We start from the raw sequence: 21,006 nt of genomic DNA, 5'->3' as shown, positions 1-21,006 counted from the left end.
ACCCATGAAAATTCAACTCTCAAGCTTCGTCGCGGCAGCAATCGTCGCCATCCTGTCACCTCTTTCAGGCTGCTCCGATGCGCCGGAGGATCCTGACGACGCCAGCACGGCATCCGGAGCCACGAGCGCTACCTCGAGCGGGTCTGGGACCGGCGGCTCCGACTCGAGCGGTCAGGGCTCTGGAAGCGTTACCAGCAGCGCGAGCACTGGAGGAACCGGCGGTGGCGACCCAGGGATCGCACCGACGTTCGATACGGTGAAGTTCGTTATCGAAAACGCCTCGTGCTTCGGGGCGGGTTGCCATAACGACGAGATGAACCCCCTCGATTTGCAGGTCAACGCGGAGCTGCGCACGAGGCTGACGTCGCACGTGTCCGAGAATTGCGGCAATCTCCTGATCGTCAATCCAGGAAAGCCGGAAGAGAGCGCTCTCATCAAGATCCTCAAGGGCCCGTGCGGCGATACTCCGCGGATGCCCCTCGAGTGCGTCAACGATGGGGATGCCAAGTGCGTGCCCCCCAACTACATCGAAGCGATCTCGCAGTGGATCGCCGACGGCGCGCTGGAGTAACAGGGCCTGGCGAGTAGCCGCCGACGGATCGCGGCGTCCCAGGGGCGCAGGTTTGCCCTGCGCCTTGGGATGGTCTACTCCTTTACAAGCGCGGCCGCCGGGTATGCGGCGTGCTCAGGTCCGGGCGTGTCCACGGTGCTCGTCTCGAAGGCCCAGCTGCCACCCGGCGGAATCTGGACTGTGCCGCTGCCGATCGCCACGCCGAGCGGACGTCCGACGCGATTGACGGAGAAGACCGTGGCGGAGGGCTCGCTCACCGCTACGTCGAGCCCGTTGAAGAACGTGCCCGTGTACGCCGTCCCGTCGCCACGAGTTACGGCCTTCACTTGGCTGATGGTGAGGCCATCGATGGGAACGACGTCGAGGGCAAAGTAAGGGCACCGGTAGACGACGTACCCTACGTCCTCGATCACGATGTCCGAGGGCAAGTCCGTCACCGCGGCCATGGTCACGTCGCCTGGACCTACGCACGCGGCGATGGCGCCCGAGCCATCCGTGAGCCGATAGAAATGCTGAGTGAGCAACCCGTTGATCCCGACTGCCAGGGACCGCTGGGTCCTGTCATAGAGCTCGACTGAAACGGCGGCGCTGCAGGCCGGAATATCCCCGTCGTTCCTCAAGGCGGCGTAGAGCTCGGTATTGGTCGGTCCTTTGCGAAGGGTCAGCGCGATCACGTTGAGCACGCCGTTTCCGCCGGGGAGCGCCATGACGGTGAGGTCTTCCGGGACGATGAGCGCGTCGTCGCCGATGTCCCCACCCACCCCGGCGCCGTCGCTCGCTTCGCTCGAGCAGGCCAGGGGGAGGAGCACAGCGGCAGGGATGAGGAGACGCCTCGCCAACATGAACATGAGAAGAGATCCTCAGCCTATCGCTGTCCGCCATCGCCGGCCAGCGCGGAGCCGCGAGGTGAGGCACACCATGAAGAGCGCCAATTTCGCGGCGTCCGCGGTCACCGGCACGCACAAACGCAAAGACCTCTTCGGCGAGAAGAGGTCTTTGCACGCGAGCTCGTCCGAGTGTTCAGGGCGTCGCCCCGAGGGCGCTCAGGCCTTGAGCTCCGCGAACCCGCCCGGATTGTGGATCGACGCCTCGCGTGCGCCCTTGCCGCCGATGAACTCTTCCGTCTTGTCGGAATAGCCGAAGTGGGTCACTTCCGCGGAGCCACCCTTCGCAGGGAAGCCATCCGCGCCCGCCTTCACGCCCAGGGCGTTCATGATGTTGCAGAAGTACTTGTTGATCGGCGCGTTGCCGATCTTCGGATCGGTCCCGGTGCCCTGATTGACACCGTTGACCTGGCCGGTACCGTTGGCGCACTGCGACATGCTGTTGCCGGCCGTCGGGGTCGACGCGGGGTCGACGTTGATGATCTGACCGGTCTTGAAGTAGCCGCCGGCGCTACCGGCCTGAATGATCGGAGCGTTGTTGAGGTTGTGCGCGTTGCCGTCCGACATCTCGTTGAACCAGATGGCGGCGACACTGTCGAGGACCGTCCCGCTCCCCGAGGGGATGCTGTCGAGCATCTTGACGAGGTTCGCGAACTTCTGCGCGTAGTAGGCGTCGACCTTCAGGAGCATCTCGATCGCGTTGGGCAGGCAGCTGCCCTGCATGCCCGCGTTGTCGAGGCGATGCGAGAGGGAGTGCGACTCCATCGTGATGCCGAGCCCCTTGAAATTGTAATTTCCGGGGTACTTCATGAAAATCACGGGGTTCGCGTTGCAGGCGGCCGCGAGCGCCGCGATGGCCGAATAGATATCCGCGCCATCCAGGTCGCCGGCGACCTTGGTCGTGAGGACGTCGGTGCCGAAGCCGCCCGACGCCGCCTTGGAGGCGTTCGCCGACGTCGCGCCGAGCATCTCGCCGAGCTCCGCGTTGCACTGCGCGGAGACCATCACGTTTCCGGTCGAGTTGACGAGCTCCTTCCAGGCAGCGAGCTTCTGCTTGTCGGCGCTGCTCATGTCGAACCGCTCGAGCGTCTGCAGATCGTCCCTCACGAGATCGAGGACGCTCTTGCCGCGAATCGCCGCGTAGCTGTCCGGAGACATCGGCTGCCCCGACTGGAAGAGGCCCGTGAGGCTGCTGAAGGCCTGCGACGCGTTGAGGCCGCTGAAGAGGGTCTCGGCGGCTTTGTAGGAGATCGCCGACTGAGCGCCGTCATTCTGACCCGCCGTGTTCAAGAGCAACGGAGTGCCTTGCGGGCTGAGCTGCTGGGCGATGACGTGATCCAGCGAAGGACCGACCGCCTTCGCGTTGAACTTCGTCGCCTGGTTGAAGCTGAACGGGTCGTTGCTGTTGGGCGTGACCGGCTGGCAGGTGAAGAAGGACCCCACGATCTGCGTGTGGGAGTCGTTCCCCTGTCCACGCGTCATGTTGGCGGTCCACTCGTTCATCGAGCGGATGCCGCGCGGCATGAGGAGCTTCTTCGCATAGGGGGCGAGGGCCGCGAGGCTCGTCGGCTCGAGGTCGGCAGCCGTGAGCTCGCCCTGGGTCTTCGTGGGGAACCACTTGTTCGTGATGACCCCGTAGTGCGTGAACATCACGATGAGCGCCTTCCCAGGCGCAGGGGTGTCGCCCCTCGCGGTGCGTTCCCACACAGAGCTGAGGAACGGCGCAGCCAAGGCTGCTCCACCCATGCCACGGAGGAAGATTCTGCGGTTCAGTTTCGTGCTCATGGTCAACATTCCTCAGCTTTCACTGCGTTTCACGGATTCGCACGCGGAACGAATCCGCTTGAGTGAGATCGGCCATCAGATCGAGAACGCTGTACCCGCTCTCAGACAACTTGGCCTGGAGCATATCGACGACGCACTTGTCTTTCCCGTTCGGGAGCCGCCCAAAGGCATAGGAGACCCACGCCTGAGCGTAGAGCTCCTTGGCCTTCTGAACCTGAGCGATCTCCTGCATGAGCTCGAACGGCGAGGTGATCTCCTTCACGTTGCCGTCGCCGAAGTCGATGGTGTTCGTCGTCACGCTCGCGTCGATCACGCCACCGCGAGGATCGGTCGTCTGCATCTTTCCGATGCCGTCGAAGCCCTCCATCACGAACCCCGGCGGATTGACGACCGCGTGGCAGCCCTTGCAGCTCTCAGGCTTCGTCAGAGCTTCGACGTACGCGCGCTGCGTGTCGAATTGGCCGTCGACGGTCAGCATGGTGGCGCCGGGGAGGGGCGGACCCGGATTGACACCGAGCAGGTACGTCGCGATGAACGCGCCTCGCAGGATCGGGCTCGTGGCGTTGTAGCTCGAGTAGGAGCTCAAGAACCCGACGCGCGTCAGGAAGCCCGGCCGCTCGTTGGCGTCCAGCTCCACCTTGGTCAGCTCGGCGCCGTACGCCGCAGGATCGAGCCCGTAGATCGCCGCGTTTTCCTTGTTGACGAAGGCGACGTTGCTGAGGAGGAGGTCCTTGAACGAACCGCCCCCGAACGCCACCTCTTCGAAGAAGGCGTCGAGCTCGGCCTGCCAGCTGGGCTTGGCGGATGCATTGTACAACGGATACGTCTCGGTGTCGTGGTCCCCCTTCCACCAGTGGGCGAGATCGTTGTCCATCTGCGCCCAGTTCCGGTGGAACGCTGCCACGAGCGGCCCGGTCTTCTCGCGCACGTCGATCATGCGCTGCGCCTGGGCGAGAATTTGCTCTTTGGTCTGGAGCTCGTCGTTGTCGGCCGCCGCGTTCAGCGTGTCGTCCGGCGCGGAGCCCCAGAGCAAGTACGAGAGCCTCGTCGCCACTTCGTAGCTGGAGAGCTGGATGCCGTTACCGGACGAAGCCGGAGTGGTCGTCAGCTCGGGGAGCATGAGGAACGAGGGCGACACGAGGAAGGCGTACAACGTTGTCTCGGCAACCTCGGCGGGCGTTCCTGCCGGCGTCGTCTGGCCCAGCTTTTCGAACCGGGCCACCTCCTCGGCGGTCAGCGGGCGACGGAACGCCTTGCGGCCGAAGGTCTGGATGGTCTGCGTCAAGCAACCGCTCGCCGCAGGATCGCAGCTGATGAACTTGGACTTGTTCGGCCCAGCCATCACGTCTTTGGCGATCGCCGCGGCAACCTCTTGATAGATGCGCCACGCGTCCGGGGTCATCGGGCCGTCGAAGTCGCTGACGAGCAGCTCGGACGGCGGCTTCCCCTCGGCGCCCACGCGGGTGACCCCGAGGAGGTCCCGCACCGTGTTGTCGTACTGCCGGTTCAGCAGACGGGGGATCTGGGTCGTCGCCGGGAGGCCGGGGATGCAGACATCCGGGGGCCCATTGTCGATGCCCCCCCCCGTGCCGGTTGAACCGCTACCGCCGGTGGGGTTGTCGTCGTCGCCACCATTATCGGCAATATTCCCCGTGCAGGAAGCGAGGAAGGCTGTTGAGGTCAGAAAAATTGTCGTACCGATGTACGATAGTTGACGCAACGTTCGCATAGCCCAATATTCCCCTGTCGCACCGAAGTGATCACCGGAGCGGATCAGAAGGCGTGGATGAGCCCGAAGGTCGCCGTCGACGAGATCGCCGGCATCTCGCCGGCCATTTCCTTTGCAGGCGTGATAGTGAAGCGCCGGCGTACGAACGGCGCGCTGGTCCGCTTCGATCTAGCTGATGCCCACTTCGATCTGGAGGGCCGTGCCTCCGCTGAACGAGGCGGCGGCGCGCACGAGGCCCCGGCGCTCCACCGCGATCGCACGGCAGACTCGGGGGTTCATGGTGCCTCGCCCCGTCCGCTCGCCAGCACGGACGGCCGCGCTCCCAGAGAGCCTGCGATCTGTCAGCGCAGCGGGCATGCGGCCAGAGCAGCGGCCGTCGACTGCTGAGCTTCGAGTCGTTCGTGGACGACGCGTTGCACGACCGTGGACGACGCGTCGCACGAACGTAGATGACGCGCTGCGACCGTGGACGACGCGCTGCGGCCGCGGGCGACGCGTCGCACGGCGGTGGATGACGCGCCGCGCGACATGAGATGGGAGCTGTGCTGAGCCATGCTTAACGCCCGATAGCTCATCGGTGCCTGCCGACGGCGACCCGCGCCATCGTCGGGAGGCACCATGCCTTCGCTGCCGGTCGTCAAGCCCAGGAGCGGTGCCGGACAGGGCGGCCCCATGACCCTGGCGACGGGGGGCCGCATGACCCTGGCGACGACGGGTCACGCCACCTGGCGGGTGGCCTCGCGCAGGCGCTCGCTGAAGCCGCGGAAGGAGCTGAGGCGCCCGTCCCATGCCGTCCCCGCCTACCTGGCGCATGGGAAAGAGGCGTGCGTCGTATCCCAGACCGGGCGAGACCTCGGAGTTCGCGCTCTGCTGCTCGTCACCGAGGCCGAGGTGCTGGCGAGCATGTCCCTGGATCACGTCGAGCACCTCGACCCGGTCCTGCGGCGCCTGGCCGAGCACCTGGTCCCGCACGGCCGCCTGATCGTCACGACCGAGCATCCCCTGCGGGCCGCGGTCATCGAGAGCAAGCTGACCGAGGACTCGAGGTACATCCTTCAGGGCTTTCACGAGGCCATCGTGTATCGATGGGAATACGCTGGGTATCTGCGGGGGTGGCCGATGGCGATCCTCGTGACGTCGGCGGATGTGGCGGGGGCGGTGCGGCTGGCGGATGATGTCATCGCGGTGGGGTGGACGAAGTGGGCACCGGAGGCGGTGGTAAAGGGGCTCCTGGAGGGCCCCCTCAGCACGAAGTGTTCATGTTAGCTTCATCCATCCCGGATGCTGGACGAATCCATCGCCACGCTTCTCCCATCCTGGCTCGTGCGCCTCGATGCGCCCCCTTCGAGCCGTGACCCTCTGGGCCTGCAAGGGCACGCGATGGCGCAAGCCGATCGGCTCTTGCCGGGTCTCAACGTCTTCACGTCGCGCGCCCGCTACTACACTTTCCTCTGCTGGGCGCTAGCGCGCGCGCAGGCCGAGACGCCACCGCGCGCGCACCTCGAGCGCGTGTTCCGCCTGGAGCGCCTCCTCGTCCTCTGCGAGGCCCTGCAGCACGAGGACGAGCCTCTCGCGTGCGGTTACATCGGACGTCGGCGCGGTCGCAGCTTCGTATCCGAGCGCAGGGGCGCGGGGCTGTGGGAGCTGCCGACGCGCATCCTCAAGAACCAGGTATCCAACGGCGCGCTGCGCCTCTACCGCACCTCGCTCGCGAGCCTGTACCTCGTCGAGGAGGACGACCTCGAAGAGGGCCTCGGTCTGCGCCTCACCGACCGCGGACGGCAGCTCGCGAACCAGCTCGACAGGGTGATCGACGAAGGCGTCGTCAGCTGGGCGCTCGAGGGCGGCACGCAGCAACAGAAGCGGCGCGGCACCCTCCTCGACGCCGGCGCGCGCATGTGCCTGAGCAGCCGCATGGGCGCCTACGAGCGACGTTACCTCGTCGCGTCGCTCTTCGGCGCTGACGGCGACGGCATCGAGCGTCGCGAGACGGTGCAGGTCCTGTTCGAGAACAAACTGCTCGGCTTCGCGTCCGTGGGCAGCGACTCGACCGATAACGACGCGGACCTCATCACGGATGACGGCGGCAAGCCCGCGGAGGAGGCCGCCCTCTTCGAGACGCGAACGAACTGGGGCGTCCTCCGGCCCGCGCTCGCGCTTCCTGCCACAAACCGCCTTCAGCCCATTCAGGTGGCTGGCGCTTACCAGCTCGCCGCCCTCGGCCTCAATGCGCTGTTCGCCTCGGCGCTCGAGCCGGCCGCGCGGCAGGGCCGTCTTTCCCTTGCGGCTTGGCGCGAGCGAATCGCCGAGCGCGCGGGCGTCGATTTCGAGGCCTCGTCCGCGGCTGCCTGGGCAGGGCACCGCTCGCCCGCGGAGGTGGCCGCGGATCTGCTCGACGACACCCCTCGGCCCTGGCCCGAGATCGGCATGCTCGCCATCGAGCTCCTCCTCCGCCTCGGCCTCGACGAGCGTTACGCGCGCTGGCTCGGCGATGACCCGACCCCGATCGTCGAGCGCCTGCTCGTGTGGACCCGCGACGCGAGCATCGGGCGTGCGGGGGAGCTGGCGGCGCGGCTCCTGCCGGATCTGGTCGAGCACCATCGCGATGTCTCGGTCAAGAAAGGCAAGGGCGAGTGGCTCGTCCTCGACGGCGAGGAGCTCGTGAAGCACGACCCTCGCCCGCTGCGCCTGCTCCTGCACTCGCTCCGCTTCGCGCAGCTCGCGCAGCTCGCAGCCGACCTCAACCTGCACCCGAAGGACGTGGCCGATGAAGCGTGAGACCCGCCTCTTCGACGAGCTCGACAGGTTTGCCGGCGGAGGCGAGATCACGCACGCGCTCGGCCTGTCGTTTGGCTACGACGGCGACATCGCGAACGAGCGCCTCTGGAAGCCGCTCGTCGAGAAATACGGGCTGCGCCACCCGCTCGTCATCGCCGACGGGGTGGTGGACGAGGGCACCGCGCTCGGCGTCCACGTGCTGCGGGCACGGCGCCAGCGTGGCGTTTTTCATGCGAAGCTCTTCCTGGCGGTCCGGGACGGCGCGGTCTTCGCCGCGGTCGGCAGCGCCAACCTCACGCGCGGTGGGCTCGGCGCGAACCTCGAGCTCCTCACGCCGCTCGTCTTTTCGCCCGACGCGGAGCGGCCGCCGCCGCGCGCGGTCCTCGAAGACATGCTGGCGTTCGTCCGACGTGTGGCCGCCGATCTGCGCGTCGCCGGGGACTCCGTCGAGCGGGTCCTCGCCGTCGTAGACCAGGCCACGCTGGTGCTCGATGATCTTCCGGAGCCGCGGCGCGGCCCGGATCTACGGTTCGTTCATTCCTACGAGGTGCCGATCTGGGAGCAGCTCCGCGACCTCCATGGCGACGATCCGGTGCAGCACCTCCTCGTCGTGAGCCCATTCCTGGAGGCCGACAAACCGGAGGCGGACGGGGCCGACTCGCTCCTGCGCCATGCGCTCGGGGAGGGCCTCCCGTGGGCACCGCGGGCGAAGGCGCCGCGCCTCTCGCTGTGCACCGACGCCATCGATCCGAACAAGCCCATGCCGCTGCCTCGCCTGGCCCTCGAGGAGCTCGCGGCCGCCGTGGAGATCCGGGCGCAGGCGCTCAGCGCGGAGCCGCGTCGACTGCACGGAAAGCTCGTCGCCATCTTCGGCAAGAAGCGCACGACGATGCTCTGGGGCTCGCCCAATTTCACCCCCTCTGCGCTGCTGCGGGCGACGCAGGATCGCGGAAACACCGAGTGTGCGCTGGTGCTCTCCGCGACGGCCAGCTCGGTGGATGCCGCGGGCGTGCTCGAAGAGTTCGACGTTGGCGAGCTCTTTCACGTCTACCGCGGCCCGTTGCCCCTAACGCTCGTCCCCCCTCCGCTCCCCCCCTTGATCTTCGAGGTCGGCGAGGCGCTCTACGATCCGAAGACGCGCGTCCTCGTGGTCTGTGGCGAGTGCTGGAGCCCGAACGTGGACCGAATCCGCGTGCTGGCCGTGGAGCGGGAGGGGACGCAAGCTCTCTTCGAGGGCGCGGTGCTCGGGGCGGGGAACTACAGCTTCGAGATCCAGGAGCCGCCGCTCGAGGAGGAGGACCCGGAGACCGGCAGGCGCAGGCTGCGGACGCTCGCGCTGCGGATCGAGGCGCTCGACAGCGGCGGCGCCGTGCTGGATGCACGCGAGGTGCGCCCGAACGTGCGGTTCGAGGACGCGCTCGCGTTGCGGGATAACCTGCTCATCGAGACCGAGGCGATCACCGCGGACGCCCTGCTCATGCCGACGGCCACGCCGGAGCAGCGCGTCGCGGCCGTCGACGCGCGGATCGAAGCGTGGAAGGCCGCCCGACGCGGGGAGCAGAAGGGGCCGACACTGCACCAGGCGTCGCTCGATACGTTCTTCCGGAACGTCCGGCTGGGGCTGGACAAGCAGGTGAACGGGCTCATGGGGCAGCGTGGCTCGCGCTTCGCGCTGCGCAGATGGTCGGGTGATCTGAGGCGCTCGCTGACCTCGGCCTGCGCAGGTTCCATCGATGGACTGCGCTGCGCATACCTCGTGTCGCGCGTCGCCCAGCACGTGGAGCGCGTGCTCGACATGGTGCCGCAATGGCATGGGGATCCGACGCCGGCGTATGCCGCGATGGAAGCTGAAAAGCTCGCAGCAGCGCTGGAATCGGTATCTCTGGAGGGGTGCGTGCAGCAGGAGCTCCTGGACGAGGTGCGTGCGGCGCGAGAAAGCGCCGTCGCCTCGTTAAGGCGGATCGCCGCCGGAGGGCAGGCGGCTTCACCGAGGGGGAACGACGCGGAGAGACCGAAGCGGCGCGCGCGGAGGAGTACGTGATGAGCGTGGACATCCATCAGCTCGCTGCCCGGATCGGGCTCGACCGGGAGCATCAGATGCGCGCCGTGCGGGCCGCGCTGGAGGCGCTGCTCGTGCGGGGTCAGCGCGGGATCGTGCTGGCTGACGAGGTCGGGTGCGGCAAGACGTACGAGGCGCTCGGAATCACGGCCTTGCTCTGGCGGCATTTCCAGGGAACGAGCACGCCCATCCAGCGCGTGCTCGTAGTGGCCGAGCCGGCCCTGATGAACAAGTGGTTCGACGAGATCGAGAAGCCGGAGACCCAGGGGCGAGGGTTCCAGCAATACGTCGCCGGCGACGACTGGAAGCCCTTCCGGCAGATGCTGCGCGACGTCACCCAGATCGGCAAACGGTGGGAAGGTGATGAGACGCGGGGCGTGCGCGAGGCAGGGAAGTTCCAGGTTCCGCCGGGTCGGTTCTACCTGGTCAAGCCGCTCCTGCTCACGGGCGGCCGCGCCGGCGACTCCTCGCCCATCGTGCGCTGGTTGCGCCGAACGAATTGGGACGTGGTCATCGCCGACGAGGCACACCACTTCACCAGCCTGCATACCGAGCGCAGCCGTGTGTTTTTCCCTGAGCAGACCGCGGAGAGCCGCGAGCGAGGGCTCCTGGGCCGATTCACGCTGGCTCTGACCGCGACCCCGTTTCAGCTCGCGACGAAGGAGATGCTCAACCTGCTCCGGATCGTGCGCGCGCCCGAGGAGGACATCGAGCGAACGCGGGACGGGCTGGAACGCTACGAGAACGCCCTGGGTCAATTTTACGCGCGGCGGCGCCTCTCGCCCTCGGACGAGGCGCGCAGGCGGTGGGTGGAGCGCCTGTACGAGCTACGCACGCAGGACGCTTCGGGCGGCCAGCACCCGGGCTCATCGGGCTTGCAGGAGCGCTTGCGTCGTTATTTCCTCCGCAACATCAAGGATCTCAGCGAGCGCGACTATACGCTGACCGAGAAGCGAGGAGGCGGCTACGAGCCGCGCCCCTTCGGCAAGCTCGACGATCTGCGTCCGCTCGTCGGGTCGAGCCCCCTCATCCCGCTCGAAGGGAATGACGCCTGGGTGTACCTGCACCTGCGCGACCTGCTCGTCGACGCCCAGCAGGCGGCGCAGGGGAGCCAGGGGGAAGATGCGCATGAGACGCCCTCGTTCGTCGCGGGGGATCTCCGACAATGCCTGTCGAGCTACGAGCAGCTCGCGGCGAGCGCCATCCTTCAAAAAAACCTGCCCCGCGCGGAGAAGACCCGTGCGATGGTCAAGCAGCTGCAGGATACCGGGCACGCGCACCCGAAGATCGCAGCCCTGTGCGCGGTGGTTGGAAGGATCCTCGATCGGGAGCTGGATGCGCTCCTTGCGCGACCCCAGGCAGGGCTCGGCAAGATTCTCGTCTTCAACACGCTGATCCACACCGCGGGCGCGCTCAAGCAGGCACTCGACAAGGCGGTCGAGGCGCGGATCGATCCGTTCATCGAGGAGCAAGTGAAGGCCGCCGGCTGGGCCAGCCTGGACGACGCGCGGGTGATGATCCGTGCGGCGCTGGAAGACGAGCGTGAGGCCGTCAAGGCGCAGCTCGGTGGGAGGTTCGATCGCCGGTTCCTGGTGGTCACGCGGGAGCTGCTCGAGGGCACGGGGCTCGAAATGAAGGCCGACGAGGGGGAGATCGTCGACATCATGTTCAACCGGGCGGAGAACCACTGCACGCAGCCGCTCTTCTTGCTGCGGCTGGCCCTGTGGTTCAGGGCGCGGGGGGAGCAGCCGGATCCCTTCGAGGTGCAGACCTTCCTCATGCAGCGTGTCGGCCACAGGTTGCGTAAATCGCTCGAGACGATCGTCGATGATTACCTCGACGACACGCCCAAGCAGGGCGACGCGTTCAGCGAGGAGAACCAGGACCGCGCTCGCCGCGAGATCCGCCGCCTCGCGCACGTGCTTTCACATCCCGGGTACGTGGCCCGCTTCGACGGCGCGCAGCGCGACGAGGACCGCGAGATGCGCCGGGAAAACTTCAACCGTCCCTATGCTCCGCTCGTCCTGCTCACGAGCCGCGTGGGCGAGGAGGGCATCGACCTGCAGCAGCACACCCGCTACATCCTCCATTACGATGTCGAGTGGAACCCGGCCAAAATGGAGCAGCGCGAGGGTCGTGTCGACCGCGAGGGCCGCAAGACCCGTGGGCCGGTCAAGGTGCAGTTCTTCCTGCTGAAGGATACGTACGAGGAGCGGATCTTCCACACGGTGATGCAGCGGGACGCGTGGTTCCAGGTCCTCATCGGCTCGAAGCGCAAGGAGCTCGCCCGCGGGGTCGAGGATGACGAACCGGAGGCCACGGCCGGCATCGATGCCGGGACCGAGGAGCAGGGGCGGCTCACGGCCGAGGAGCGGGCGAAGGTGATGATCGATCTGCGGCCGTGAAGGGTGCGTATCGAGCTGGTGGTCCGGTGATTCGCCATGCACTCATGAGTGCTTTGGCGTCATGGGTGGGGGGGCGGCCCGGGCGGCCGGGAGTGTTGCGCTGTTGCTCACCAGGTTGGCGTCCAACGACGCGGGGTGGAGCGAGGACGTTCGCCGGTACCAGGGCGCGGATGGTCCGTTCGAAAATGATCGTCGCCTACGTTCAGCCGTCGCGCTCGCAGGGCTCTAGCTCGACCGTCTCAGGCACGTGAACGGTCCGGGGCTCGCTGCCGGACGGGAGGCTCGCCGTGCCCACGAGTTTGCCGAATCTCGGGGCCCCTCGTGTCCTCAGCTGTCCGCTCCCGACCTTCGCAAAAACTCGCCAAGTTCCGGTAATTCTTCAAGAATTCAGCGGAGGAGAAGGGATTCGAACCCCTGGTTGAGTTGCCCCAACGGCGGTTTTCAAAAACGATGGCTTTGGGGCCCTCCGGCGGAATATTCGCGAGGAATATCCAACGGTTGCGCGTGACACAAAACCGCCGGAGGCTCGCCGTGCCAAAAGTTTGCCAGATCTCGGACGAGTACCTGCGAAGTGGCGCGCGCCGAGGTGACGCGCCGCTGGAGGTCAAGTCAAGGCAGGCCAAGGATCCACCCTTCCTCATCGACGCAGTCCTGCACCACGGGGTCGGGCAGGTCCGCTGGCCTGTCGAAGAACCGGCCGAGCTCGCCCGCGGCGTCCGTGCGCTCGGCCCATGCGCACAGGGCTCGGACCTGTGCCTGATCGAGGATGTCGAGCTCGCGATCGGCCGCGATCTGGGCCTCCACCTCGGTGCCGAACAGCACCGGCCAGACCTCGGCGTGCAGCACGAACGGGCCGGCGGCGGGACCTGGCGCCGGCCCGAAGCCCGTCTCGAAAGGCCACACCTTGCTGAACGGGGCGAGGACCGCGTCGTGACGGATCCGCGCCACGCGGGGGATCCCGACGAGCGCCTGGCTCCCGACGCTCCCGGAGGTGAACAGCTTCCAGGTCGACTGGACGCTCGGGTTCTTGCTGCGGGCTCGCGCCTCCGCGTGCCGCCACTCGGGCAACGAACGACCGGACCGCGAGAGGAACGGAAACGCGAGCTCCCCCTCCCGCTTGCTCGCCTTCAGCGTGGCCGTCGCGGCGCCCAGAGGGCAGCCCCAGAACGGCCCCACCAGCCTCGCGGCGGGCATCAGCGCCCGGTTCAGCTCCGACGCCACACGCCAGCGGTTGCTCTCGTTGTTCGCGCCGTCGGCGATTCTCGACGCGAGGAGCTCCCACGTGCGCGCCCATGGAGCGACGCTCGAGGGTAGCCCGAGCGCTTCGGCGAGCCCTCGCGGGTACCCGTAGGCGAAGTCGAACCCGACGAGCACGCGCAGACCGTCAGCGGTGAGCGCGCGCAGTCGTCCCAGGAGATCGTCGACGCACGCCGAGCGTGTCCGGTGATAGCGCTCCGCCAGGGCCGAGCCGCGCACCAACTCCCCGAGCCAGATGGTGTCCTTCTTCGGCTTGAGCCGCGTCGGCTTGTTGCTCGCGCTCCAGTCCACGAAGAAGTAGGCGTCGAACAAGGTCATCGCGCCAGCTCCAGGGTCAAGTCCAAGTGCGTCGTGCTCGTTCCCGAGCCCGCGTTGTAGCTCGCTTCGGTCTGCCGCCCTCGAGCTTGTGGAGCAAGTCGCTCGAGGTACGCCGCGATGTCCCGTGCCGCCTGGTCCGCGGTGCCCTCCGCGGCCTCGCGCGGCAGCTCCACGCGGATCAGATGAACGCCGCCTCCGCGGTTCTGGTGCAACACGCGCAGCCCCGCGCGCTGCACCTTCGACATGGGGATCTGTTGTAGCTCCTCGTAGACCCGATCCGTGATCGGCGTGCTCTCCAGCAGCTCGGAAGTGACCGTGCTCCTCTGCAACAAGTCGACGACGTCGTCGCGCACGTTCGCCTTGGCCTTGCCGAGGTGCGCCATCACGAGCTCGACGAACTCGTCACGGTCCACGAGGCGGATGTCGATCCCGAGCTCTTCCTCGAGCGCCTCGCGCCTCGCCTGGAACGCCTCGCTCATCTGTTCCGCTGTCGTCACCACGACGCCCGCATCGACCTTGTGGTACTCGCGGGCTTGCTTGATCTGCGAGAGCGCTGTCGTGTCGTCCTCTGTTCCCTGATGCAACTTCACCTGTACGGCGATCTTGTACTCGATGCCGAGCGGATCCCGGGTGAAGACGATGAGGTCCGCGCCCTTCTCGCCCGCACCGCCCCAGTGCTCGACGCGGCCGTCCTTGTAGATGCACTCGAGCAAGCGGCGGACGAGGTGCTCGAACTCCGCGCCCTCGTACTTCTGTTTGATGTGCTGCCACGCGGCTTGGCGCATCGCCTCGAAGAAGCCTTCGGCTTTCTGGACTTCGGGCTCGGGCGTGTGCGTGTCCTTCCCCGCCTCGATGGCGTCGATGAGCGCCTCGACGGCCGACCCGAGCGCGTCGATCGCCCACATCCGTGACGGGTTGCGCATCGTGGCTCGCAGCCTCGCGTCGACGCGCTCGTTGTCGGCTTCGACGACGCCGATCTTCCCACTGGGCTCCCGGATGGGGCTCACGGCAACGATGTGACCGTAGTCGGGCCCGGCGCCCTCTTGGACTCGGACGGGCGAGAAGTCGTACCCGCCGGTCACCCGCGCGAGGACCCAGCGGCCCTGCTCGGGGAGGTTGGGGATGACGATCACGTCGCCCTTCTTGAGGCCGTCCGGTTCTGTATCGAGTAGCCGTCGGTTGCGCCAGACGCGCGCCTCCTCGTCGCTCAGCTTCCTCGACCGGACCTGCGGCGCGAGGAGCCGCAGGTCGTGGTCACGCTTCCACCCCCACCCCTGCCGTAGCCGGCCCTGCTCGAGCTCGCGGAGGATGAAGTCTCGCCGGGTTCGATCTGTCCGGATCACGAGGTAGCGACGGGCCATGCTCGAAGGCTACAGCGAGAGCGCTGGCAGCAGAAGGACGCTCGGTGCCGGTCTACTTCGGCCACGCCGTACGCAGCTGCTCGAGAAGCTCGACCGGCATTTCACGGGTCGACTTGATGCCGGGCGGCCGGCTCGATGTCGTCCTCCGCCACAGGCGCGAGAACTCGGTCCACGAGATCCTGGTGTCCTCGCGGTCCGCATACTCCTCGACGAAGAGGTGCGTCACCCCGTTCTTGTCCTTCCGTGTCACCAGGGGCTCCGGCGCGAATACGTGCGCCCGTGACGACTTCGCGTTGGGGCGCCACACTGCGATGACCAAGTCGCCCTGCTTGGCGGACCGACGGAAGCTCGACGTCCCCGTGAACCGGATGTAGCCAGGCTCGCTGTCGGAGAACTCCGTCTCCTCCCCTGCCTTCGCGCGCTCGCTCTCGACGACCGGCTCTTCGTCCGCGTGCTTGTCCCCATCGAGCGGCACGACACTGATCAACCAGGCCCTCGGTTCCGGGAGTCGGACTGACCGCCGCCGTCGACTTCCGCGCTGGGCCTGCACGACGGGCAACTTCTCGATCCGGCGGAGGAACCTCTCGTCGATCTCGTCGGCCGCCTGCACGAGGTTCTCGATCAGGAGGCGCACGCCCGACACGGCGCGGGCGTCGTCGGAGATCAGCGCCGCCTCCTCAAGCTCGTTCACTGAACTCGCCGAGAGGTTCGCCGAACCGACGACGGCCACGCGCCCGAGGAGGAAGACCTTCGCGTGCAACCCGGGGGATGAGAAGAGCCGAGCCCCGCGGTCATGCGCACGCCGAAGAACGGCCGCCGAGGTCTGGCCCGACCTGATCGCGGCGTCGGTCGCGTCGCAGACGAGCGTGTCGCCCTTCCCGAACTTCACCCTCTCGTCGGACGTGACGTAGGCGACCGCGCCGAGGTGCGGACGGCTCTTCTTCGCAAGCCGGTGCAGCTCTGTCCACAGTTCTCCGCTCATGACACGCAGCACCGCCCACCTCCTCGTCGCGCCCAACCTCGACGCTCCAGGATGGCCAGCGTACCCGCATGCCTCTCCGGTGTGCGCGTTTCGCGGGATCGTGAGCGCCCGTCTCGCGGCCGTGAGCAGACCGCCACTACCTCAGCATCTGTTCAAGTAGGGCAACGGGCGGTCGAGGGGCGAGCGGCGCCCGCTGGTTCGGCGCAACGCCATCGGCCTCGCGAGGAGGGCCGGATGGCGAGGGAGAGGCTGGCGACGCAATACGTACGGGAGATCCTGCGGCAAAAACTGATGCTGAAGCGGAGCCACCGCGACGTGACGGCGGCGCTGGGCGTGAGCATCGTGGTCAGCGGCATCGTAACGCGTGCGCCAGCGCTCGGCCTGGAGGCCACGTGCACGTCACGATGCGAGGGACAAATTTCTGCTGGCCTTCGCTTGGTGGCCTGGGCCGTAACAGCTCCGATCATGATACCCGGAACGCCGCTCACGATGGCGCCGATTGGGTGCTCATGCTGCGCGAAGTGTGCATTCGGTGGGCAGCGGCGAGATTGGGGCCAGAAAGAGCGGCCGGAAGCGGCGCGCTCGCGAGCTCCTCAGCGCGGGAGGAACTCGTGCCCCGTGGAGTCGGTCTCGAAGATCCGGATGTACCGCTCCGTCACCTGGACGGCGCAGTGCCCCAGCCAGACGCTGACCTGCTTGATGCTCGCGCCGTTCTTGTGCATGGCGCTGGCCCATGCCCGCCGCAGGTCGTGGATGGAGAACTTCGGCAGCCTCGCCGCCTTGCGGACGCGCTGGATCTCGTTCCACACGGCCTTGTCGTCGAGCGCGAGGTTGCCGCGAACGCCGACGAAGGCGAGCAAGGCGTCGACCGTGTTCTTCGAGACCGGGATGTCGCGGTACCGGTACCCCTTCGTGGTCCAGTTCTTCTTCGGCGTGATCGTCAAGATGCCGCGCTGCACGTCGATGTCGCGGGGCTCGTAGTGGCGCGCCTCGTCGATGCGGATCGCGCTACCCGCCGTGAGCCGGAAGAGTGCCGCGTACCCCGGCTTCGCCATCTCGTCAGCCTTCGCGAGGAAGATGTCGACCTGCTTCGGCGACAGCGCCAGGGCGTTCGGCTTCGGTCGCGGCTCGCGGAGCTTGAGCTCCGCGAAGTCCTCGTGCTTGAACGGGTTCTTCTCGATGTGGCCCTCGCGCTTGGCGAACGCGAACATCCGCCGGATCGGCGTCAGGTCGCGGTTGACCGTCGCGGCCGACACCTCGGCCGAGCGCTCGCGGACGTAGGCCGACATCACCTTGAACGTCACCTGGTCCGTGCGCGTGATCTGCTTCTTCTCCATGGCCTCGACGAAGGTCGAGACCCGGTGGGCGTAGGAGTCGGCGGTCTTCTTCGTGTGCCGCGGCGGCTGGCAGTGCTCCGCGAACAGAAGGGCCAGCGCGCTCAGGAGCGGCGGGTGAGGTGCCGGAGCGCGATCCTCAGCTCCGCCGCGTTCTGCGGCAACGTCGTCGGATCGAGGCCGAGCGGCGAGTTCGTCGAGCCTGCGCTGGGCCTCAGCGCGGTCGGCGGTGCCGAGCGAGACCTCCCTCCCCTCGATCCACCCGGTCCAGAGCTTGTTCCTCCCTCGGCGCCGCAGGAGGTGCGGCTGACCGAGGACGTATCGTCGCTTCGACATGGATCCGTCCGATCCGAGGCCCCGACGCGCGAGACCTCGAGCATGTGCGTCACGCTCTCGGCGTCGACGCGGAGCTGTCGCTTGATCCGGTAGGCGACGAGCTCGCCGCGCTTGACGAGGCGGCGAACCGTCCGGGTGGACACGCCGAGAACGGCGGCTACCTCAGCGACCGGAAGAAGATGCGGGAGACCGACGCTGGGATCGCGGGCCCCTCTACTCTTGTTATCCCGCGTCGCGACCGGAGTTTGCTCACCGGGCGCCGCCGCGGAGAGCTGCAGCTCGCTCACCTCGATGAGGTCGTGCCCGTTCATCTCGCTCACCGTCCTCGCGATTGATCGGCGCCCGACCGCTCGACGACGAGCACGCGCCGCTGGACGAGAGCCTCGCGCACTGGGCGAGCTGTCGGCCCGTGCGCCTCGAACGCGATGGCGACGTTCCGCCTGGCCAGCTTGTCAGCGTCGAGGCACAGCCTGCGCTCCACGCACGCCTTGCCCCTCGTCTCAGCGGGGCACGGGACGATCTTCGCGTTCGACCCCCGCAGCGAGAACCCCTCGTCGGAGGGGAACTCGTCGACGACGGTCGCCGCGTCTCTCGCGGCACGCGCTGCCTCGATGTCGTGCGGCTTCTCCACCGACGCGAGCACCGAGATCGACCCCCACGCATCGCCCGGCACCTCGCGCCAGGCGTGCGTGAAGGACCCGACGGCGCCGCCGCCGCGGTCATGCCATCGGTCCGCAGCACCGGCCAGCAGCCGGATCCTCGCGGCGGAGCCGACGTCTCCTCCGCCGTGAAGCCAAAGGTCGCGACCGCCCCGCGCGCCGTCTTGGGGGACGCGCCCTTCGTCGAACGCGCCGTCGATGAGACGAGCCTCTTCGGCGATGACCTGTTCGACCGTCAGGCCCCACGCCGCGGCGTCGAGCTTCTGGGCTGTGAAGCGAGTGAAGCCGGCCTCGGCGAAGCGGCCCCCGCCCCTGAAGGCGCGCGCGGCGCTGCACGTGGCCGAGATGGACACGTCGGTCGCCGACACGAACGGGCCGCGCGCCCAGGGACGCGGACGGCTCCCGGTCGGGAGGCGCTCGACGGAAACCAGCTTCCGGTTGTAGCTCGCGGGCACGAACCGCGCGGCCCTCGCGGCGCTCGCAGGAGGAGCAGGGGCCTCGGTCGAGCCGTGACGCACCAGCAGGTGCACCCGGATGGCTGCGCGCAGCGCGGTTGGTCCTACAGGGTGGCGAGGGCTCATCGCCTCGAACCTCCAGGATCACGCTTCGGCAGTCAGCGGTGCGCGGATCGTGGGCCCACAGGTCCACCGGGCGTGCGGACCCCACACCCACCCTTCCGCACGTGCTTGACACGCCCACGCTCTTGATCACGCGCCCGTGCTGGAGGATGACGCCGCCATGTCCAAGAGGCTCCCGAAGCAGAAGACGTCCCGACGCTCTGGAAAGCCCTCCGGTAGCGCGGGTCGGGGGCATGCCGAACCCAAAGGGAAGGCTTCGCCCGCCGGCGATGGTCGCGGCCGGAAGACGAAGCGCGATGCCGCCCGAAGCACGCGCCCACCGAAGAAGGTCCCCAGCCCTGGGCCGGCCCCCGAACCCGCCGCGAACCTCAACGACCAGGTGGTGCCGCCGGCACCTGCACCGCCGGACCTGACGCCCGAAGCCGTTCAGCAGCACCGAGCAGGCGAGCTGCTCGAGGACCTCGCGAGGCTCGCGCACGAGTACCGACAGCTCGCGTTCGACGACATGGAGCTCCATCGCAAGGCAAGCCAACCAAGCCTCGGCTACACGGCCGCGATCCTTCGAGGTGTCGTTCGCGCAATCGATCTCGGTGACCACGCATGGCTGGAAGAACAAGCCAAGCCCGCCAAGCGCTACGTGCATGAGCATCGGCACGAACCCCACCCTCCTCACGCCAAGTTCCGTGCGGCTTCGACCGTGTGGAGCCGACCCGAAGCGGCGGGCCACATGAAGCGGTTCGTGATGCGCCAGCTCGAGGATGTCGCAAAGAGTGGGCAATGGTCCTACGACGTCATCCAGCCGGTGTCCGCGAACATCGCCGAGATCATGGTTGGGAGCCTGCTCGGCCAGGGAGCCACCGAACTCGCGTGGGAGTTCCTCCCCGAACTGCGAGAGGATCTCCGTGACGACGCTTCTACACGCGCTCGCGTGGAAAGTGTGGTCGTTGGCATCCTCGAGAGGCAGGAAAGCACGGGGGCAAGGGCGTCGAAGCTTGAGGATGTGGCCGAAGGCATCGTGCGCGCGGTGCTTTCTGCGCTGGGCTACAAGTACACGAAGTCTCTCTTCGACTACGAGCGCAAGGCGCAAACTACGCAACGGGCTGAGCGGGGGCGAAGCCCGCCGGAAGGCCAAGTCGCAAACCATGACCCGGTAGACACGCAAGCGGCGGCGGAATCGCTCGACGGCTTTCCGCTGCCCAGGCGGAACAAGTAGCCGCTCTCCGCGGACAAGGCGGGTAGCGCGGGGGCTCTCCGCCGACGACGCGGAGCGTAGGACAATAGAACCGCCGATCGTTCTTGTCCCCCATCGCGCTCGGTAGGTTGCGGGGCAGATGAACGCAGCGGCCCTCGGGACTCGCTCAGCGCCTTCTGCTCCCGCAGCCAAGCGCTACGAGAACGGCAGCTCGTTCTGCCGCCGAGCGCGGGATGGAGGCTCGCGATGAGCAACTATATCAGCGCGATGGACGCCAACTTCGTCCAAGCCGGGACGCTGTACGTGCCCGAGCCTCTCCTGGATCTCTTCCTCCAGCTTTTCCCGTTGCAGACGCCCGGCCCGACCGCCGTCGTGCCGGGCACCGCGACCGTGGACAAGAACCCGAGCGGGATCCCGGAGCCGGCCATGGCAGCGCGCTCCTCCAGCACGCCGGTGTCCCAAGACCGGACGTTCTTCTCCTCGCCGTCGGTGGATCCCGCGACGAGTGCTGCCCCATCGGCAACGCCTTGGAACACTGGCAGGGAGCGGCACGACGCCGAAGGAGGCGCCATCTCCGCCGCGGCAGGCAGGGAGGCGCCGCGCGCCGCGCCGCAAGCCGAGGACGGGGGCGCACGGCCTCCCGCTCGGCCTTCACGGGCTTGCGGGCTTCGATGGGGGTCGCATCGAAGGGGTCGAACGCCAGCGCCTTGCCTGCCTGAGCCGACCAGCGTCCGCGCCCTGGACTCGGCGAACGGGTCGGCCGGGATGGACGCCCCCG

At 67.7% G+C, this 21,006-nt stretch carries 16 protein-coding genes and 1 pseudogene; 7 read left to right on the top strand and 10 right to left on the bottom strand.

The features are described 5' to 3' along the window. Positions 1-4 precede the first annotated feature (4 nt). Positions 5-571 carry a hypothetical protein gene (locus NQZ70_RS48355; RefSeq protein ID WP_129580270.1) on the top strand — a complete coding sequence of 189 codons (567 nt, stop codon included), beginning with the start codon at positions 5-7 and terminating at the stop codon, positions 569-571. Positions 572-645: 74 nt separating this feature from the next. Here NQZ70_RS48355 and NQZ70_RS48350 read toward each other — a convergent pair whose 3' ends face one another. The 3 genes from NQZ70_RS48350 to NQZ70_RS48340 all read right to left on the bottom strand — a co-directional run bounded on the left by NQZ70_RS48350 (position 646) and on the right by NQZ70_RS48340 (position 4,969). Beyond that, on the bottom strand, positions 646-1,419 hold the full coding sequence (locus tag NQZ70_RS48350; protein WP_129580269.1) for a hypothetical protein: 774 nt from the start codon (positions 1,417-1,419) through the stop codon (positions 646-648). A gap of 195 nt (positions 1,420-1,614) precedes the next feature. Beyond that, positions 1,615-3,240 carry a DUF1552 domain-containing protein gene (locus NQZ70_RS48345; RefSeq protein ID WP_165374542.1) on the bottom strand — a complete coding sequence of 542 codons (1,626 nt, stop codon included), beginning with the start codon at positions 3,238-3,240 and terminating at the stop codon, positions 1,615-1,617. A 19-nt stretch (positions 3,241-3,259) separates the two neighbouring features. Next, positions 3,260-4,969 carry a DUF1592 domain-containing protein gene (locus tag NQZ70_RS48340; RefSeq protein WP_129580268.1) on the bottom strand — a complete coding sequence of 570 codons (1,710 nt, stop codon included), beginning with the start codon at positions 4,967-4,969 and terminating at the stop codon, positions 3,260-3,262. A gap of 57 nt (positions 4,970-5,026) precedes the next feature. On the opposite strand from NQZ70_RS48340, the gene NQZ70_RS48335 reads away from it, so the two are divergent. The 5 genes from NQZ70_RS48335 to NQZ70_RS48315 all read left to right on the top strand — a co-directional run bounded on the left by NQZ70_RS48335 (position 5,027) and on the right by NQZ70_RS48315 (position 12,211). Continuing rightward, positions 5,027-5,356, top strand: a complete 330-nt coding sequence (locus tag NQZ70_RS48335) for a hypothetical protein (protein ID WP_129580267.1) — start codon at positions 5,027-5,029, stop codon at positions 5,354-5,356. A 231-nt stretch (positions 5,357-5,587) separates the two neighbouring features. Continuing rightward, on the top strand, positions 5,588-6,235 hold the full coding sequence (locus tag NQZ70_RS48330) for a hypothetical protein (RefSeq protein ID WP_129580266.1): 648 nt from the start codon (positions 5,588-5,590) through the stop codon (positions 6,233-6,235). 114 nt (positions 6,236-6,349) lie between these two features. Continuing rightward, positions 6,350-7,747: a hypothetical protein gene (locus tag NQZ70_RS48325; protein WP_129580265.1), complete on the top strand. Its 1,398-nt coding sequence runs from the start codon at positions 6,350-6,352 to the stop codon at positions 7,745-7,747. Beyond that, positions 7,737-9,788 carry a hypothetical protein gene (locus tag NQZ70_RS48320; RefSeq protein ID WP_129580264.1) on the top strand — a complete coding sequence of 684 codons (2,052 nt, stop codon included), beginning with the start codon at positions 7,737-7,739 and terminating at the stop codon, positions 9,786-9,788. Before NQZ70_RS48325 ends, NQZ70_RS48320 begins: the two co-directional genes overlap by 11 nt. Beyond that, positions 9,788-12,211 carry a DEAD/DEAH box helicase gene (locus NQZ70_RS48315; RefSeq protein WP_129580263.1) on the top strand — a complete coding sequence of 808 codons (2,424 nt, stop codon included), beginning with the start codon at positions 9,788-9,790 and terminating at the stop codon, positions 12,209-12,211. The genes NQZ70_RS48320 and NQZ70_RS48315 overlap by 1 nt, the downstream gene beginning before the upstream one ends. Positions 12,212-12,820: 609 nt before the next feature. Here the strand turns inward: NQZ70_RS48315 and NQZ70_RS48310 are convergent. The 6 genes and pseudogenes from NQZ70_RS48310 to NQZ70_RS48290 form a co-directional block, all read right to left on the bottom strand. Next, positions 12,821-13,786 (bottom strand): cobalamin biosynthesis protein CbiG, encoded by a 966-nt coding sequence (locus tag NQZ70_RS48310; RefSeq protein WP_129580262.1) that lies wholly within the window; start codon positions 13,784-13,786, stop codon positions 12,821-12,823. Beyond that, complete coding sequence (locus tag NQZ70_RS48305) at positions 13,783-15,147, bottom strand: restriction endonuclease (RefSeq protein ID WP_129580261.1); 1,365 nt, start codon at positions 15,145-15,147, stop codon at positions 13,783-13,785. Before NQZ70_RS48305 ends, NQZ70_RS48310 begins: the two co-directional genes overlap by 4 nt. A 52-nt stretch (positions 15,148-15,199) precedes the next feature. Further along, complete coding sequence (locus NQZ70_RS48300) at positions 15,200-16,141, bottom strand: phospholipase D family protein (RefSeq protein ID WP_129580260.1); 942 nt, start codon at positions 16,139-16,141, stop codon at positions 15,200-15,202. A 581-nt stretch (positions 16,142-16,722) separates the two neighbouring features. After that, positions 16,723-17,799 carry a tyrosine-type recombinase/integrase gene (locus NQZ70_RS48295; RefSeq protein WP_129580259.1) on the bottom strand — a complete coding sequence of 359 codons (1,077 nt, stop codon included), beginning with the start codon at positions 17,797-17,799 and terminating at the stop codon, positions 16,723-16,725. Between the two features lie 47 nt (positions 17,800-17,846). Further along, positions 17,847-18,110, bottom strand: a pseudogene (locus tag NQZ70_RS53645) (helix-turn-helix domain-containing protein); the annotation flags it as partial. Positions 18,111-18,115: 5 nt separating this feature from the next. After that, the gene (locus tag NQZ70_RS48290; protein WP_129580258.1) at positions 18,116-19,039 is read right to left on the bottom strand and encodes a hypothetical protein; all 924 of its coding nucleotides are present in this window, start codon (positions 19,037-19,039) and stop codon (positions 18,116-18,118) included. 157 nt (positions 19,040-19,196) lie between these two features. Here NQZ70_RS48290 and NQZ70_RS48285 point away from each other — a divergent pair, with 157 nt between their 5' ends. Beyond that, positions 19,197-20,249, top strand: a complete 1,053-nt coding sequence (locus tag NQZ70_RS48285; RefSeq protein ID WP_129580257.1) for a hypothetical protein — start codon at positions 19,197-19,199, stop codon at positions 20,247-20,249. 233 nt (positions 20,250-20,482) lie between these two features. On the opposite strand, the gene NQZ70_RS48280 is transcribed toward NQZ70_RS48285, so the two are convergent. Beyond that, positions 20,483-20,764, bottom strand: coding sequence for a hypothetical protein (locus NQZ70_RS48280; protein ID WP_165374540.1), 282 nt, complete (start codon positions 20,762-20,764; stop codon positions 20,483-20,485). Positions 20,765-21,006 lie beyond the last annotated feature (242 nt).

This window comes from Sorangium sp. So ce836 (assembly GCF_028553905.1).
In the GTDB taxonomy this organism is placed as follows: domain Bacteria; phylum Myxococcota_A; class Polyangia; order Polyangiales; family Polyangiaceae; genus Sorangium; species Sorangium cellulosum_D.
This window is presented reverse-complemented; position numbering and strand designations above follow the sequence as displayed.